The following is a 16,147-nucleotide window of genomic DNA, read 5'->3' on the forward strand; positions in this document are numbered from 1 at the left end:
ACTAACGGTTATTCCCAAATTTTGGACAAAACCGTTGGTTTGTAGTCTTGTATTGGTAGCTACTTCTAGTAAATGCAAAAGAAATATTTTAGCGGTTAAATCAGATTTATTTTTAAGGAATATATTGACTAATTCATTTTCTGTATTGATCCATTCTTTTAGAGCATTTTCAATATTTTTATTCTTATTAATGATTGATTTAATATGTTGAATAGGATCTAAAGGAGTATCAGGTTTTTCGTAGCCCGAAGCAATCAATAATTCTATTAACATAGGTCGGCATTTATCTTCATAAAAACTACTTAAAGTAGAAACAGCATTTTTCATTTCTCCTGTTTCTTTATCTAGCTTTTTGACATTATATTTTTCACACAATTCATTCCAGGTAATGTTTTTATCTAGTAATCGTTCTCGTATTATTTCAGCCGCAGTAACATGAGGATGACTTGTAAGACGAATTTTTTGTAATTGAGGATTAGAAGAAGTTAAATCAATAATTTTTTCAAATAAGATAATTGTTTCTTCAGTACTAGATGAATCGTGTGGATTTTCGACTTTATCCGTATCAAATATGTCAACCAATTCTTCATCGTCATTAATAACAACAGTATTGTCTGTCAAATTTTTACGGCGATCTCGAATTTCTTTTAAGACGACAATTAATTCATCAAGTAATCTGTACTCAAGATGGTTATTTAACCAAGTTATTACATTTGCTTCTTCAGGATTATAGTTATGAGGATTCTTACATAGATATTCCTTAGTTTTTGAGATAGCTTCGTCACAACAATTTTTATAAATATCCTTATAAATCTCATTTTCATAAATATTCTCCTGTATGGCTATTTTGGTTTTGACACATTTTTGCGGTATTTTATAATAAATCCAATGAAACTTCTTTGAATGATCAATAAGCATAATCATTTTAGTTAATAACTTTCCTCGGATTAAGTTTTCTATAGGTTGTTCTCGATTCATGGGGGATACAAGAAAAACTATTAACTCTAATTTCAAGTTAAATTCTAAATTTTGATCGTCTATAATTTGATATAATTGGTAAATAAGTCTATCAATTGCCTTTTTATCTTCCTGATAATTAAGTTGAATGATTCTCTGGATAAGTTCTTGTGACTCTTGTAGTTTTTGAGCGAACATATTTGTCCTCCAATTTTTAGGCTTTATATTTGATTATCATTCTTTTAAATAAACATTACGAATTTTTAGGACAAAATTTTCAAGACACACTTAGGGACGATTTTTATACTCATCAAGGTTATAATCTGATGTTACGAATTTACTGTTGCCTATTGCTTTTTACCTCCGCCAACTAAGCTCAAATTATGCCCTTGCTAAGTATAATATAGCAACCGTAAATCATTTGTGATAAAAATGTTGCACACAACGTGCATAAGATAAGAATTTTCAAAACAAAAATTTTACAAATCATTAGACTTCGACCTTAATTGACAAAATTAGAGCTTCTGCCCTTATTACAACCCACTTTCCGTACTTCTTAACATTTGATTGATAAACTAATTTTATGTTTCAGTCAAAGTTTGTGTTTAAGAGCATTTTTAGATATTTATAGTGAAATACGCTAATGTAAATATTTGTTAAGAAGATTCTTAGTAAATATTGAATAAGGTACGATCGCCCAGAATAACGAAGTGATGTCAAGGGCACGCTGCGCGATCGACAATTTGATAAAATGTATAAAAATCGTAATAGTGGGATTTCATAGATCTAAAATAGTTCTATCTTGAATTTGTCAAAAGTTAGTAAGGTGTCTGTAAATTAAGAATCGTCTGTTAGATTGCTGATTTCCCAACAAGCCTCTGATTGCTAATAGTATCACTCGCAATGACATTATATTTTTAATGGGTGAGTGTCAAAAAAAAAGGAAAAAATTTTTCTTCTAGTTGACGTAATAAAAATAAAATTGGTGGATAGATAAAAATAGTTTAGTAAAAAGGAAAGTATTATGTACACTAATGAGCAAAATAACCCGTTGTCAGATCCTTCACAAGATTATAATCTATTTGATGTGGAAGAAGAACCTGATAATCCAGAACCCCGTTGTGCTGTGGTTTTACTATTAGACACTTCTTATTCAATGAAGGGACAACCTATTGACGATTTAAACGAAGGGATTAGAAAATTTCAGCACGAAATACAAAATGATCAAAATAACCAGACTCAAAATCGGTTAGAAGTGTCGATAATTACATTTGGAGGCGATCAGCCACAATTAGTACAACCTTTTATTAGTGCGACTCGATTTAAAGCTCCTACTTTACAGGCTTCTGGTTCGACTCCTATGGGTGCGGCTATGAATATGGCAATGAGAATATTAGAAGAACGAAAACAATATTATAAAGATATAGATGTTCGTTACTATCGTCCTTGGATATTTTTAATTTCCGATGGTATTCCTACGGATAAATGGGAAAAAGCGGCTCAAAGAATCCAAGAAGCACAAAACAATAATGGGGTAGTATTTTTTGGTTTTGGGGTGACGCCGGAAGCTATGCCTACATTAACACAAATTACTGGCGGAAAAAATGTCCATTTTCTTAGAAGAAACAATCAGAATCAAGTTTCTTTTCGAGACTTGTTTTGCTGGTTATCAAATTCTATGGTCTCAGTTTGTAATACTCCCGTGGACGAAGATAACAAGAACCAGGTATACCAAATAGGGCTTCCTGATGTTCTGACTTAGTGAATAGTTGATGGGTGGGAAATCAATACAAGTCTCGATAACGATCGATGATGCCCCTTGTCTGCCTTGATATATACATAGTGTTCAATTAATATTATTAGGAGAAAAAAGTTAATGTGGAAACCAGTAATAGCACAAGCAACAGGAGATAATCATTTCATAACGAATACACCTAATCAAGATTACGCTGAGGCGGATTTTTTGGATGAACAACATTTAATTATTGCCGGAGGTATTTCTGATGGAATGGGAAGTGCGATACACTCGGAAGTAGGCGCTCAATTATCGGTGAAGACTGCTTTAGGTTTTTTAAAAAATTTGAAGATGGATTCTCAACGATGGTTACAGGAATTTAGTTTGGAACAGGCTCAATCTTTGTTTTCTAATCTTTTAAAGGATGTTCAATCGACTTTAATGGCTAAAGCGAAGGAGGAGGGATGGTCTGCCAATGATTTACACTGTACTTTATCGGTTTTTATTGCTACCCCTACATATTTAATGGCGATGCAAGTGGGAGATGGTTCGATCGTCATTCGACAGGAGGAAAAACAAGATTTTATTTTATTATTTCAACCTCACAGAGAATATGGTCATCAAAAGGGGATACCCATGGCAATAACGATGTCTGTTATTTCTCCGGAGGCGTTACCTACGATGGAAGTGAAAATAATTAATGGTATTTGTGATTTTATCTGTTGCAGTACTGATGGCTTAGAAAATAGTATTTTAAATTTGCAGAAAATAACGGAGGCAACTCCTTTTGTTCCTTTTTTCACTAAATTAGAAAACTTTGTTCGTGAGAAATCAGATTGTGAAGAACACATACAAAATTATTTGCTTTCGGAAAGGGTGAAAAGGAAATCTAGTGATGATAAAACTTTATTAGTTTGTCTTCGTTCTCCAGTTATGGAAATCCCTGAAATAGACATTGATCCAGAACCACAACCAGAAGAGGATCAAGTGGAAATCCCTGAAATAGTCGTTGATCCAGAACCACAACCAGAAGAGGATCAAGTGAAAACCCCTGAAATAGACGTTGATCCAGAACCAGAACCAAAACCAGAGAAGGATCGAGGTAGTAAAGAAGACGATGATTCTCCAGAAGAAACCGTATCGAAGGATTCCCAAGACGATGATTCCCGTGAAGAGAAAATGTCGAGTGATTCTCAAGATAATCATTTACAAACAACAGTATCCAGTGACTCTGATAAAGAGGATCGTTCTCCAGAAGAAACCGTATCGAAGGATTCCCAAGACGATAATTCTCCTGAAGAAAAAATGTTGAGTGATTCTCAAGATAATCATGTACAAACAATAGTATCCAGTGACTCTGATAAAGAGGATCTTTTACAAGAGGAAAAAGTATTTAAGGATTCCCAAAACGATCGTTACCCCGAAGAAAAAGTGTCGAGTGATTCCCAAGACGATCATTCCCCTGAAGAGAAATTGTCGATGAAAGATTGGTTAAATAGATATCAAAAATGATACATTCAATAGTGAAAATTATTAAATAAATTAAGTAAAAAAATGCCAAAGTCTTATATTTTTTTCTTAGTAACTTTAATTAAATTAAGGCAATAAATTATCTAAAATTTGAGACTTTTTATAAGGCATTATTAAACTTTTTTAATCTAAAAAACATTAAATTTCAAAGAAAACATTTTTGATAAGTAATTACGAGGTTATAACAATGTTTTACTATCTTGAAAAAACAAGAGAAAGAATCCATTTAGAAGATAAACCTTTTCAAGAAGGAGGACAAGGAAAAATATACAAAATTGTCAATAAAGAAGACTATCTGGCGAAAATTTATAAAACATCAATGGACTCAATGTTGAGACAAAAATTATTGACCATGATTAAGAATCCTCCTGATGACAGAATGAGAGAACAAAATCATATTTCTATTGTTTGGCCTGAAGATTTAATTCAAGATAGTGGTGGCAACCATGTAGGGTTTATTATGCCTTATATAAAGAAAGGGAAAACTCTTTTCAATTTTTATCATACGAAAACCCGAAGAGAAAATGCGCCTAATTTTCATTGGGGTTACTTACACGCCGCCGCCATGAATCTTGCCATGGTAGTAGAAGCAATTCATGATAAAGGTTATATTATTGGTGATTTAAAAGTTGATAATATCTTAGCCAATGGAAAAGGACTTATCTCTTTGGTAGATACAGACTCCTTTCAATTTACCGATAGTGGAGGAAAAACCTATTATAGTTCTGTGGGTACGCTGGATTTTACACCACCGGAGTTATTAGGTCAGAATTTGACTTTTAAACGAAGAGAAAAGTTTCACGATTCTTATAGTTTAGGGGTTATTATTTATCTGTTACTTTTTGGCTATCGTCCCTTCGACGGTAAAATAATACAAGAAGGAATCGATCACTTGGAGTTCTATGATAATCAGATTCAAAATGGTCATTGGCTTTATAGTCCGAATGCTCCTTTGGCATTGCCAAGATACGGTCATCCTCTCGACATAATTCATTCTGAATTACAAACATTATTTCATAAATGTTTTACGGATGGTCATCAAAATCCTGAAAAACGTCCCACGGCAACTGAATGGAAAAGGGCTTTAATGAAAGCTATTATAGGTTTAGAACGTTGTGAGCAAAATGGAAATCATTTTTATGATCGACATTTATGGCTTTGCTATTGGTGTGAATCAAAAGTACAAAAAAGATACGATAGTTTTCCGCCTCCTCAAAACTCCGATCCGAACTCTCAAATGCAATGGCGACAATTTCAAGAGACAATATCTGAATTGTTACAAGAAGAAACGAATACACAAAACAATACAAATACAGATAATAACTCAGAATCATCTAATCAAAATAAGGGGAATAATCAAAACCAAAATAATTCACCCCCCACAAACAATACTAATACAAATTCCTTATCAACTAATGAATCAGAGAATAAATCTAATACACCGAAAATAACACCTAAAACAATGATTATTTTAGGGGTAGCGATATTATTAAGTTATATTTTGTTTTTCTAATTTGAGTAGTTGATAAAGTTTTTAGAAAACAGAGGGTTTTTACTTGTTGGCTAAAATTGCATTTTATGAATTCAACTGAACTTTCCCCAAAGCAAAATAACAGAACCCATTACTCGGCTACTCAAGGTAGTTTCAGCTATTTTTGAACTGCCTGTTACTGGGTACATTTTTACCTGAGTTCGATGAAAAAAGTATTGAAAAATAAGGCATTAAGACTTAATAATTAACAAAATTTTCCGTGAAAAAATCATTAAATTTAGGAAAAATTGATTTAAAATGAATTTAATCGCAGTTTATGTCAATTATAAACACTATTCCCTGTTCCCTATTCCCTACTTTAACTGACAATTTTATATCGAACTGAGGTGATAACGAGTTGATTAGGACGTTTTGAGATTCCTCTCTATGCTCAGAATGACAACTATAGATTTTGAGAATGTCTTAACTAACCCGTTTATTGCTATAAAAATAGGTGATGACTAACTCTCGTTGACTCCGCAGACAGGGAGACAGATAGATTGTATCTCTTGTTGTCCACTTGTCCTCCTGTCTCGTCTTCATCATTTTTCTTCTTTCAAACTGAGGTATTTTTGGAGAGGAGTTGTGGTGCGGTTCTGAGTCGTATTGCCTTCTCGATTATTATATCTTACTAAACACTCTATTAATGTCATGAAATCATAAAAATACATGGACACAGAAGATCGCCACTTTAGAACCCAGAAAGTTTTTATGGCAAGGCTATCTAAAATTATCTTAATAAAATTCTGTAATCTTTGCTTAATATTTAGATAAAGAAAATAAAGAATCAATAATTATTAATGAGGTCAAGTTTTATGTCGATCGAAACTACAGTTATCCAAAATGACGGTTTATTATCATTAAATGAGATTAATGAACCTCAAATCGCCGAAATATCGGAGAAAATACAGCAAATTTTAACAAAACGAAAAGCGACTGCTCAAAAACCACAGGAAATTTTACAAACATTAACCCACATTTCTCAATCTATTAAAATTCTCCAAAATTTCCACGAAAAGTTACTCAAAGATCATCAAACCGATGCCAAAATTAAAGATAAATTAGTCCAAGTTGATTTAGCAAAATTATTAACACTCATCGCTGAACAAGAAAAGATTTGGCAAAATTTATATCAACGTTTTATTCGTCAAACTATTAATATTGCTGGTGTCGGACTATCAGGACAAGGAAAAAGTACTGCCTTGAAGACACTGACCGGATTAAGCGATGATGAAATACCGAGTCGCCGTGGAAAAGCTTGTACCAGTGCGCAATGTAATATTCATTATACAGACAAGGATGAATCTGCCATAGTTAATTGTTATTCTAAAAAGGAATTTTTGGAAGAAATAATTCATGTTTACTTCGATGTGTTAAATGTAACCAAACCTAATTCTTTAGAAGAATTCGCTAAAAATGATCTACCACCAAAACCCAGTAATCATCCTCAACAAGCAACGGTTGAGGCAATTTACATACATTTGGACAACTATCACCGCTATTTTGATCAGTATCAAAATTCTTTGGGAAAAAAATTAAAAATTTATCGAGAACAAGTAAAACAATATGTTTCTCGGCAATATAATGATAATGGCGATACACTAATTAATCCCGAGTGTTTAGCAGTCAAACAGGTTGATGTTTTCTGTCAATTTCCTCGTCTCAGAATACCACAAATTTGTCTTGTGGATACTATTGGTTTAGGTGATACTCGTTTGAAAGATAAGGAACGATTGATTAAAGCATTAGCAGATGTTGATTTTATTCTTATTTTTCGATTCCCTCAAACTGATAGAAATCAGTGGGAGGATCGAGATAGAGAACTATTTCAAGTGGCTTATGACGCTTTAAAAGATAAATTACCCCTCTGCAATTGGTCATATGTTATTCTGAATCATAATGGTAATAACGATGTTCGTAAGAATTGTTTAGATTTACAAAGAACTGCACATGAGATTACATCCCAAGTGAATCAATTTTTAATCGCTAATTGTCAAAATGCCGATGAAATGAATGGAATTTTAACTCAAGTCCTTGATTATTTGAGTCAAAATATCGATCGTTTAGATGAGCAATATATGTTAGCTTCCTATCAAAGTTTAAACTCATTCTATCTTGAAGTTAAGACCCAATTACAACTAGCTCGTATGGCACTGGAAGATTATGGAAATATAGAAGCAAAATATCCTGAATTGCGAAATAATTTCCTCAAAAATCTTTATAACGAAATGGAAGCCTTACGGGAAGAGTCTCGCCAAGAACAAGAACAAAATAAGCCAGATGTTTATTTTAAGACTCAAGTGGACTCTGCCATTGAAAAATGTAAGACAGAGACTGGTATTCCTTCTGTAGAAGAATTAGAAAGTCTCAAAAATCGACATGGTTCTTATGCTGCCGCTTACGCGCGCGCTATTCATCAAATGCGCCCCTGTTTACTCAAACATTTTCATAATGTGGAAATTGGTTTAAAAGAATCATTGGAAGATAAAAAGATTAAAGTTGCCAATATTTTAATTGAATTAGGACTAGGGGGTTTAACGGAAAAAAAAGGCTCAGAATTTTTAAAAACTTTGGCTGATAAAATTCCCGCTCCCTCAGAAAATCTACGATTGGGATTTCAATTTATTTCCTCTTTTGAATTTTTATATAAAGGGATAGTTCAATCAATTATCTGGAAGGAAATTAGTGAAGAATTACCCTCTGATCCTAATCAGATGCCTCTTTTACCCAGAAGAAATAATAATGAAAATGATACTCAATTATTGACTGAAAATGATGCGATTATTTTCAATCTTCAAGATTTTCATAAAAAGGCGATCAAAAAATCTCAAGATGCTTTAGAAGGTTTAGCTAAGAGATTGTCTGAGACAGGAACATCTATGATTGAAGAATTTGCCGATCATATCACTCGTTCTATGAATATAGAGCAAGAATGGGATATTTTTTTAGCGACATTTCGCTCTCAGATTTGGAATGAATTGAAGCAATTAGAGGACAGAAATCACTTAAAACAGGAGTGGATAACATTAATAGACAATATTATCTCGATGACTTTGTTATGATGACAAATATCTACTAATCATTGAAAGTCTTTATCACAAGCCTAGGCTAAAACCTTTAACGACAAGCCTAGGTTAAAATCTCCAAAATTCGTAATTTTTTCTCAATCAATGGATATAAAAATTAAGCACAAAATTATTATTAGCAAAATAATATCTGATGAACCGAAAGAAAATTCCGTTGTTAAATATTGAAGATTATGAACATCCGTGGGATAAATCTGCTCGTGATTCCCTTGAAAAAGTACCGGGATTTACTGGGTTGATAAAAAAACTAAATGAAATTGGTTTCGATCGCCTTTTAAAAATTCAGTTCACCGGTAGTAGTTTCAAAGTTAATCAGAGCAATCTATCTGATGTTTATAAATTATTGCAAGAGGCTTGTGATATATTAGCTATCGATCGCCAACCGGATCTTTATATTCAAATGGGATACGGCATTAATGCTTTTACGGCGGGGGTAGAAAAACCAATTGTTGTTCTCAATAGAGATTGTATAGATTGGTTATCTTCTGATGAATTGCTTTATGTTATTGCCCACGAACTTGGTCATATTAAAAGTAACCATGTCCTGTATTATCAAACAGCTTCCTATTTACCATCAATCGCTCAAGTTATGGGGAATACAGTCTTTGGTCTCGGTTCATTATTCACCACTGGGTTACAACTAAGCTTAATGAATTGGAAAAGAATGTCAGAGTTTACGGCAGATAGAGCTGGACTCTTAGCTTGTCAGAATCCAGAAGTAGCCGCTAGTGTTATGGTCAAACTCGCAGGATTACCTAAAAAATATTTTACTGATAATCTGGTGCAAGATTTCTTAAAACAAGCTCAGGAATTTGAATCTTATGACTACGATACCATCGATCGTATTGCTAAAATTTTCAGCACTATTAATAACTCTCATCCTTGGATTGTAATGCGTACCGCAGAGCTATTCAAATGGTTTGAAAGCCCCGATTATAGTAAAGTCATGGCTAAAAGTCACTGGAAATCCGCATTAGCTTCTGACAGTGAACTAGAAAATATATCTGATGTCACTAAACCTTGGCATTATTAGTTCCGACTATGGACAAATTATATTTCAAAAAGTCATGTTTTCATCTTTTGCTATCAAATCACAATTAAATAAAGTTAGCCTTCATTTACAAGGCAAAACTTCCTCACTCAATAACTTTAATCGACAACAAGCGTTGCAAATGGCTTGTTTTTGTCGTTTAGCTCATATCGCTTATGATTCTGATATTGTCACCACAAGAAAAATTTTAGATATTCCCATCTTTGAGAAAGGTTATCAACTGGAAAATTATATCTATGGTGAAAATATTTCTTTTGTTGATCAATCTCTTTGTGGTATTTTTGTATCTCATCCCCGATATGCGATCGTTGCATTACGAGGTACAAGAGCTTTGAATGATTGGATGATCAATTTTTGTGCTAATGCCAACAAAGACGAAATTCATTCAGGAATATCCTATCTCACCAATAGTATCTGGAAATCCCTAATTAAATTTCTCACCAGCGAACATAACCGTAACAAAAAAATTATCCTTACAGGACATAGCTCTGGAGGGGCGGTTGTTACCCTAATAGCTCATCGTTTACACCTTGAGTATCCCGAATTAAAAATTGCAGGTGCTTATACTTTTGGTTCACCTGCTGTCGCTCGTCGTCTTTTGAAAGTTGGAGACAGTTTTTTTCGTTTGAGAACTTCTAAGGATATTGTACCTTATTTGCTTCAAGCCTCGGACAAAATAAAAACTATGAATATCACGGAAGATGTTCTTTCCCCATATCAACATTCTGGTTGGGAGTATTTACTAGATGAAAGCTATCAAATCACTCAGATGACTGAATTGAGCAAAATTGTAAAAGTAATCTCTGGTGTTAATAAATTGCCTGATCTCACCACCAAGAGTATTATCAAGTCTCACCATATCACTTATTACATAAAACTATTGAATTATGGTTGTGTACCCAAACAATTAAAGCATTCCTAGAGCGTGTTATTCATTAGACTTCGTGGAAGTTGTCCCGGGAAGAGGAAAAAGGGAATTCCTAAAAAGTGAATAAAATTGATCTTAAACTATCCCAATTTTATCTCAGTTTTTATTTTGCACTCGTGTCTATTACTCATATCTTGCACCTATCCAAAAATTGACTGGTAAGGGGGAGTAATGAGTAAGGAGTAAGGAGTAATAAGTATAAGAATTGGCATTAACAATAAGAGAATTGATTTGCTTACCTTTAACTATTAAGTATTAATGTAAGTCATGCAAGATCTCAGTATTAACCAAAATGACAGCTCCTAGGTAAATATCACAATATCACCCTATAAATTAATAACTTTTCGTTTATTAAAGGAAAAAATTATGGCTTACACCAAGGAAATAGAAAACTTAATCGAAAATTTACATCTAGTCGCAGAGAAACGTCAAGAATTTGCTCATCATATACAAAACGTTGTTCAGATCATCCAAAAAGCCGAAATAGAAGGGCAAAACAAATCAGGAAAATTATTTTTGGATCGAGAAGTTCAAGATTTAGAAATCATCGCCGAAAACTTGAAAAATGGTCGATTTCGCCTGATGGTTATAGGAGATATGAACCATGGCAAAAGTACGATACTTAACGTTTTATTAGGCAAACCGCTTTTACCCAGTGCCGTCAATCCTTGTACAGCAATTCTGACTATTATTCGTTTTGGGGAAGAGGAGAAGGTAACTGTTTATTTTAAGGACAATCACGAAGGGGGGCTGTGGGATCAGGAAATGGCACAGTGCAATGATCAAGAAGTGACACGGCACGATCCCGAAAGAATAGGCTTCGCAGTGCGTACTGAAACTATGAGTTTTGAGCAATTCAAACAGGAATATACGATCGATCCTCAAGAAGCTAAACGCCTTGAAGAAGAAAATCAAGAAGCATTTCCTGATGTTAGTCATGCTATCGTCGAATATCCTCTCGAACTTCTGCGCAATGGAGTAGAAATGGTTGATAGCCCCGGTTTAAATGATACTCATGAACGCAATCAACTCACTTTAGGTTATATTAACAATTGCCATGCGGTTCTTTTCGTTTTGAATGCCACAAAACCTTGCACAATGGATGAACGTCGTTATTTAGAAAACTACCTTAAAGACAAAGGATTAACCATTTTCTTTTTAATTAATCGTTGGGATGAATTACAAAAATCTGCCTTTGATCCTGATGATGCCATAGAAGTTAAAAAACATGAAGACACTCAACGACTGGTATTTGCCACTAATTTACAAGATTACTGCACGATTGAAGGTAGTAACTTATACCAAGAGCGAGTATTTGAAACCTCCGCTTTAAATGCCTTACGTCGTCAAGTCAAAGGAGAATCCATAGAAGGTACAGGAATAGCTGAGTTTTTAACCTCCCTCAAACAATTTTTGACCAAAGAACGGGCTATTTCAGAATTTCGTCGTTCCCGTACTGTTTTGCGTGATACTTATATTCGTCTTCGGGAGGCGATCGATCGTCGTGTTCCTTTATTAGCGATGGAATTGGAACAATTACAACAGGCAATTAAATCTGTAGAGCCTGATTTTAACTGTTTACAACAAATCCGAAATCAGTTTCAACAAGATATATTAAAAACCAAAGAAAAGACTGCTGATGATTTAGCTCAATCTGCTTATCTATTCTTTTCTCAGTTAGACAAAACTTTTGAAGAGGATTTTCGTCCTTATGTTCCTCCTCTTAACTTTTTCAAGTTTTTATGGGGGGGAAAACGTAAAGAATTTGAACGCAAAATAAATGAGGGATTTAAAAAGTATGTTAATGACAAAATGGCTCAGTGGGGAAAATCTGCCGAAAAAGATCTTCGTCTGAATGTAGATAGCTTAACCATCAAAATTACTCAATATGGTTTTGAATATCAAGAAATAGTCAATAAAATAAATGCTGATTTAACAGGCATAACCATTAACACATCTACTTCCATTGATGAAAAAGGGGATGCAACTAAAATGCCGGGATGGGCAAGATTTGCAGCAGGGGCAACATCTCTACTTTTAGGGGATGTTGTGGGTGTAACTGGTGCGGCTACGGGTACATATAATTGGCGAATGTTACTTGGCAGTATAGGGTTAGTAATTGGTGTAAATGTTCTTTTAACAGTTCTGTTTGGATTGGTTTTAGGTCCATTAGGAATGAGTATAATATTGAGCTTGGCAGGTTTAGGACAAACAGAGGGTTTACGCAAAGAATTTTTGAAAAAAACAAAAGAACTTATCAAAAAAGAACTGCCTCAAGTAGCTAAAAACGCCGGTCAAGTGGTGGAAAAAGAAGTTTTTAAACTATTTAAAGAATATCAACAAGAGTGCATAAGTCGCATCGATGATGATATTAAAGCTCGTAAATCCGAGTTGGAAACATTATTAACGCAAAAAGAAAAAAGTGAATTTGAGCGTGAAATGGAAATCAAAAGATTAAATCAAGTCGAACGAGATGTTTTTAATCAGTTACAAATGTTTGAATCCATGTACGATGATTTACTTAATAAGTAATAGATATATAGCGTTTCTTAAAAGTATGAGGTACAGTTTTTTATCCAATTTACCATTGCATATTCCTTTATACTGATAATTTTTGTACCTCACCATAACGAGAATTGCTATATTTGAGAGCATTAAGATTAGTTTTTACAACTGTTAAAATGCTCTTAAAGTACCTGAAATTGATATTAAAAATATTTAAAAATAATGTTTGAAAACAAAACAAAAAAAACTACTTATCTTTCTTTTCTCAGTTTCCGATTTTAACTATTATTAAATATTTTCAAATTGCTTGGTAACTAAGGCTCAAAATATACTACATAGTTAATTTTCTTAATTTAAAGTTTCCCTCGATTTCATACTATTAAATATTCGTTCAATCAATTAATATATAATAGTTCCAGAAACCAGAAATTGCAAATGTTTGCGAAGTTTGACAATCATAGGGTTATATCAGGTTCGATTGAATAATTATATTAAAATCTCTCGCAAAGACCGCAAAAAAGCAAAGAATGACGCAAAGTTTTATTATAAGTGATCATCCGAACTTGATATTACAAACATTAAATTAAGTAAATAATTGTGGCTCTTCTACAGTAGCTATGATTTTTTTAACAGAAAATAAACTCTATAAATATTACTCAATAACTTTTACAGTAAAGTAAAAATTAAAATTTTATAAATAAATTTTTGAGCAAAAAAAAATAAATATTTTATATTGAATTAAAAATACAAAATTTTCAAGGTTATTTTTATGGATCAACTAATCAAAGAATTATTAAATATTGATTATGAATCTTTGAATTTATCTTTTATCAAACGTGACATAGAAGTTGTTTGTAATCATTTTTATTATTCTAAACTTCGTCTTGCAGTTTTTGCTCCTTTTAATCATGGTAAATCTACCTTAATTAATGCTTTTTTAGGTACTAATTGTTTACCTATCAATTTATTTCCGACTACTGCCACAGCTATTGTGATTAAATATGGGCAAAAAATAAAAACTCGTATTATTACTCATGATCATCAAGAGATATATCAAGATGGTACAGAAATTTTACAACAATTTGCGGTTTTAGATCACACACGGCAGATACCCCAAGATATTCTTTCCATTGAAGTAGAATATCCTCATCCTTTATTAGCTAAAGGTGTGGAATTGATTGATTTACCCGGCACTAATGATATAGATACACAAGACGAATTTATTTACAACCAACTTTTAACGGTTGATTTGGTAATTCCCGTGATAGATGCACGAAAACCTTTGAGTATGAGTGAAATGGACAAATTAAGAAATTGGTTATTCCATCGTGGTATTAATATAGCAATTTTTGTCTTAAATTTTATGAACTTAATTGAAGAAAGTGAAGAGCGGAGAAAGATTTTTAATCGTACAGTGTTAATAGCAGAAAAATTTAGAGGTAATCTCCCTTATAATATCAGTAATTTTTATTTTGTAGATGCTCTTCCAGCCCTTCGATCGAGGCTAAAAAATAATCTGGAGTTAGCTCTCCAAAGTGGTATTATTACCTTTGACTCAGGCATTGAACAAATTGTTAATTTTATGTTACCCCAAATGAAACAATTACGTTTTCCTCGTATTCAAATGATGGCGAATAAAATCTATAATAAATAATTTTTGCTCTTCTATTTCAATGATAAATTATGTATGGGAAAAAGGCACTCAGGTTTATCAGAAGATAAGATATATAGCAATTTCTACCCTTATGAGGTACGCTCAAATCCTTTAATCAGGTAAACTTTAATTTTATTTTTGTACCCCGTAACCATAAAAAACGCACCCAAATGATTTCTATACAAAAAGTTAATTACCATACAGTCAAAGAATAAAAATCCTTGATTATAGTATCTTTAGTAATTAATTGAGCCTGATAGTTGTTTGCTAAAGCTACGATAACTCTATCCGCAGGATCTCGATGTTTCCAGTCTAAATTGATACTATCTAGCCATAAATCTACGTCCACAGAAATAATTTTAATTACATCGGAACGATCGAGAATATTTATGTAAGTATTTATATCAATACCTAAATCCAATTTACCCTTTTTAACTTTAAGTGCAATTTCCCAAAGTGAAATAGAAGCAACTAAACCATTTTTGTTTTTTTCCATCACATCACAAAGATTTCGAGCCGAAGGGGAAAGCATATCAGGATCTAAACTCCACCAAATCAAAGCACAAGTATCTAAGACTATTTTCATACTTCGCTCCATTCTTCCGTTGTGGGAGAAGTTAAATCCTCGTAATATTTGACCTTACCTCTGAAGGGTGCAAATAATTCAGCAGTGCTAACAGACTCTGGTTGATACTTCATGACTTTAAATATTGGCTCACCATTATCAACAATAATAACTTCCTCATTTTCTGTCTGGATTCTGTTTAAAAGTTCCTCTAACTGGGCTTTAAATTCTGTTTTGGTTATCTGCATTTATTTAACTCTAATGATTAAGTCACAAATATAATATAGCATTCCTAATATGACAACCCATCATCACTCAATCTAAGCCTATTCATCATTGAAGTTGGGATTCACGGTTGCCTAAAGTAATTTTGACTACTAATTGAAAAAATAATGTCCTAAACCAGAAAATTTGCGGAAAAACTGCCAAATCAGAAGATATAAAAATTAAGCACAAAATGATTATTTGTAAGGCAATATGAATCGACTAAAAGTTCCGTTTTTAAAGATAGAGGATTACGATCATCCATAGGATAAATCTGCTCTAAATTCCCTCTACCAATGACTCGATCGTAAGCTCAAACGCATCTAAGTTGACTGGTGAGG

At 33.0% G+C, this 16,147-nt stretch carries 11 protein-coding genes; 8 read left to right on the plus strand and 3 right to left on the minus strand.

From position 1 onward, the window contains the following. Window positions 1-1,155, minus strand: a 1,155-nt coding sequence (locus FWJ34_RS00355) for a hypothetical protein (RefSeq protein WP_308253255.1), incomplete at its 3' end; no start/stop codon positions are given. Window positions 1,156-1,981: 826 nt separating this feature from the next. On the opposite strand from FWJ34_RS00355, the gene FWJ34_RS00360 reads away from it, so the two are divergent. From FWJ34_RS00360 to FWJ34_RS00395, 8 genes are all read left to right on the plus strand, one after another. Then, window positions 1,982-2,719: a VWA domain-containing protein gene (locus tag FWJ34_RS00360; protein WP_308253256.1), complete on the plus strand. Its 738-nt coding sequence runs from the start codon at window positions 1,982-1,984 to the stop codon at window positions 2,717-2,719. A gap of 114 nt (window positions 2,720-2,833) precedes the next feature. Continuing rightward, complete coding sequence (locus tag FWJ34_RS00365) at window positions 2,834-4,204, plus strand: protein phosphatase 2C domain-containing protein (protein ID WP_308253257.1); 1,371 nt, start codon at window positions 2,834-2,836, stop codon at window positions 4,202-4,204. Between the two features lie 205 nt (window positions 4,205-4,409). Next, window positions 4,410-5,735 carry a protein kinase domain-containing protein gene (locus tag FWJ34_RS00370; RefSeq protein WP_308253258.1) on the plus strand — a complete coding sequence of 442 codons (1,326 nt, stop codon included), beginning with the start codon at window positions 4,410-4,412 and terminating at the stop codon, window positions 5,733-5,735. A gap of 818 nt (window positions 5,736-6,553) precedes the next feature. Further along, window positions 6,554-8,815 (plus strand): hypothetical protein, encoded by a 2,262-nt coding sequence (locus FWJ34_RS00375; protein WP_308253260.1) that lies wholly within the window; start codon window positions 6,554-6,556, stop codon window positions 8,813-8,815. A 157-nt stretch (window positions 8,816-8,972) separates the two neighbouring features. Beyond that, a complete protein-coding gene (locus tag FWJ34_RS00380; RefSeq protein ID WP_308253261.1) occupies window positions 8,973-9,872 on the plus strand; it encodes a M48 family metallopeptidase in 900 nt (299 codons plus the stop codon). 34 nt (window positions 9,873-9,906) lie between these two features. Continuing rightward, complete coding sequence (locus tag FWJ34_RS00385; protein ID WP_308253263.1) at window positions 9,907-10,812, plus strand: lipase family protein; 906 nt, start codon at window positions 9,907-9,909, stop codon at window positions 10,810-10,812. A gap of 372 nt (window positions 10,813-11,184) precedes the next feature. After that, window positions 11,185-13,350 (plus strand): dynamin family protein, encoded by a 2,166-nt coding sequence (locus FWJ34_RS00390; protein WP_308253264.1) that lies wholly within the window; start codon window positions 11,185-11,187, stop codon window positions 13,348-13,350. Between the two features lie 742 nt (window positions 13,351-14,092). Then, a complete protein-coding gene (locus FWJ34_RS00395; protein ID WP_308253266.1) occupies window positions 14,093-14,977 on the plus strand; it encodes a dynamin family protein in 885 nt (294 codons plus the stop codon). Window positions 14,978-15,170: 193 nt separating this feature from the next. Here FWJ34_RS00395 and FWJ34_RS00400 read toward each other — a convergent pair whose 3' ends face one another. Continuing rightward, a complete protein-coding gene (locus FWJ34_RS00400; RefSeq protein ID WP_308253267.1) occupies window positions 15,171-15,563 on the minus strand; it encodes a type II toxin-antitoxin system VapC family toxin in 393 nt (130 codons plus the stop codon). Further along, window positions 15,560-15,790 carry a type II toxin-antitoxin system prevent-host-death family antitoxin gene (locus tag FWJ34_RS00405; protein WP_308253269.1) on the minus strand — a complete coding sequence of 77 codons (231 nt, stop codon included), beginning with the start codon at window positions 15,788-15,790 and terminating at the stop codon, window positions 15,560-15,562. The genes FWJ34_RS00400 and FWJ34_RS00405 overlap by 4 nt, the downstream gene beginning before the upstream one ends. Window positions 15,791-16,147 lie beyond the last annotated feature (357 nt).

It is taken from the genome of Geminocystis sp. GBBB08 (genome assembly GCF_016743215.1).
GTDB lineage: Bacteria > Cyanobacteriota > Cyanobacteriia > Cyanobacteriales > Cyanobacteriaceae > Geminocystis.

Excerpts from the sequence above, each read along its gene's own strand:
- FWJ34_RS00365 (WP_308253257.1), top strand. The coding sequence starts at position 2,834 with ATGTGGAAACCAGTAATAGCACAAGCAACAGGAGATAATCATTTCATA.
- FWJ34_RS00370 (WP_308253258.1), top strand. The coding sequence starts at position 4,410 with ATGTTTTACTATCTTGAAAAAACAAGAGAAAGAATCCATTTAGAAGAT.
- FWJ34_RS00385 (WP_308253263.1), top strand. The coding sequence starts at position 9,907 with ATGTTTTCATCTTTTGCTATCAAATCACAATTAAATAAAGTTAGCCTT.
- FWJ34_RS00405 (WP_308253269.1), bottom strand. The coding sequence starts at position 15,790 with ATGCAGATAACCAAAACAGAATTTAAAGCCCAGTTAGAGGAACTTTTA.
- FWJ34_RS00375 (WP_308253260.1), top strand. The coding sequence starts at position 6,554 with ATGAGGTCAAGTTTTATGTCGATCGAAACTACAGTTATCCAAAATGAC.
- FWJ34_RS00380 (WP_308253261.1), top strand. The coding sequence starts at position 8,973 with ATGAACCGAAAGAAAATTCCGTTGTTAAATATTGAAGATTATGAACAT.
- FWJ34_RS00395 (WP_308253266.1), top strand. The coding sequence starts at position 14,093 with ATGGATCAACTAATCAAAGAATTATTAAATATTGATTATGAATCTTTG.
- FWJ34_RS00390 (WP_308253264.1), top strand. The coding sequence starts at position 11,185 with ATGGCTTACACCAAGGAAATAGAAAACTTAATCGAAAATTTACATCTA.
- FWJ34_RS00360 (WP_308253256.1), top strand. The coding sequence starts at position 1,982 with ATGTACACTAATGAGCAAAATAACCCGTTGTCAGATCCTTCACAAGAT.
- FWJ34_RS00400 (WP_308253267.1), bottom strand. The coding sequence starts at position 15,563 with ATGAAAATAGTCTTAGATACTTGTGCTTTGATTTGGTGGAGTTTAGAT.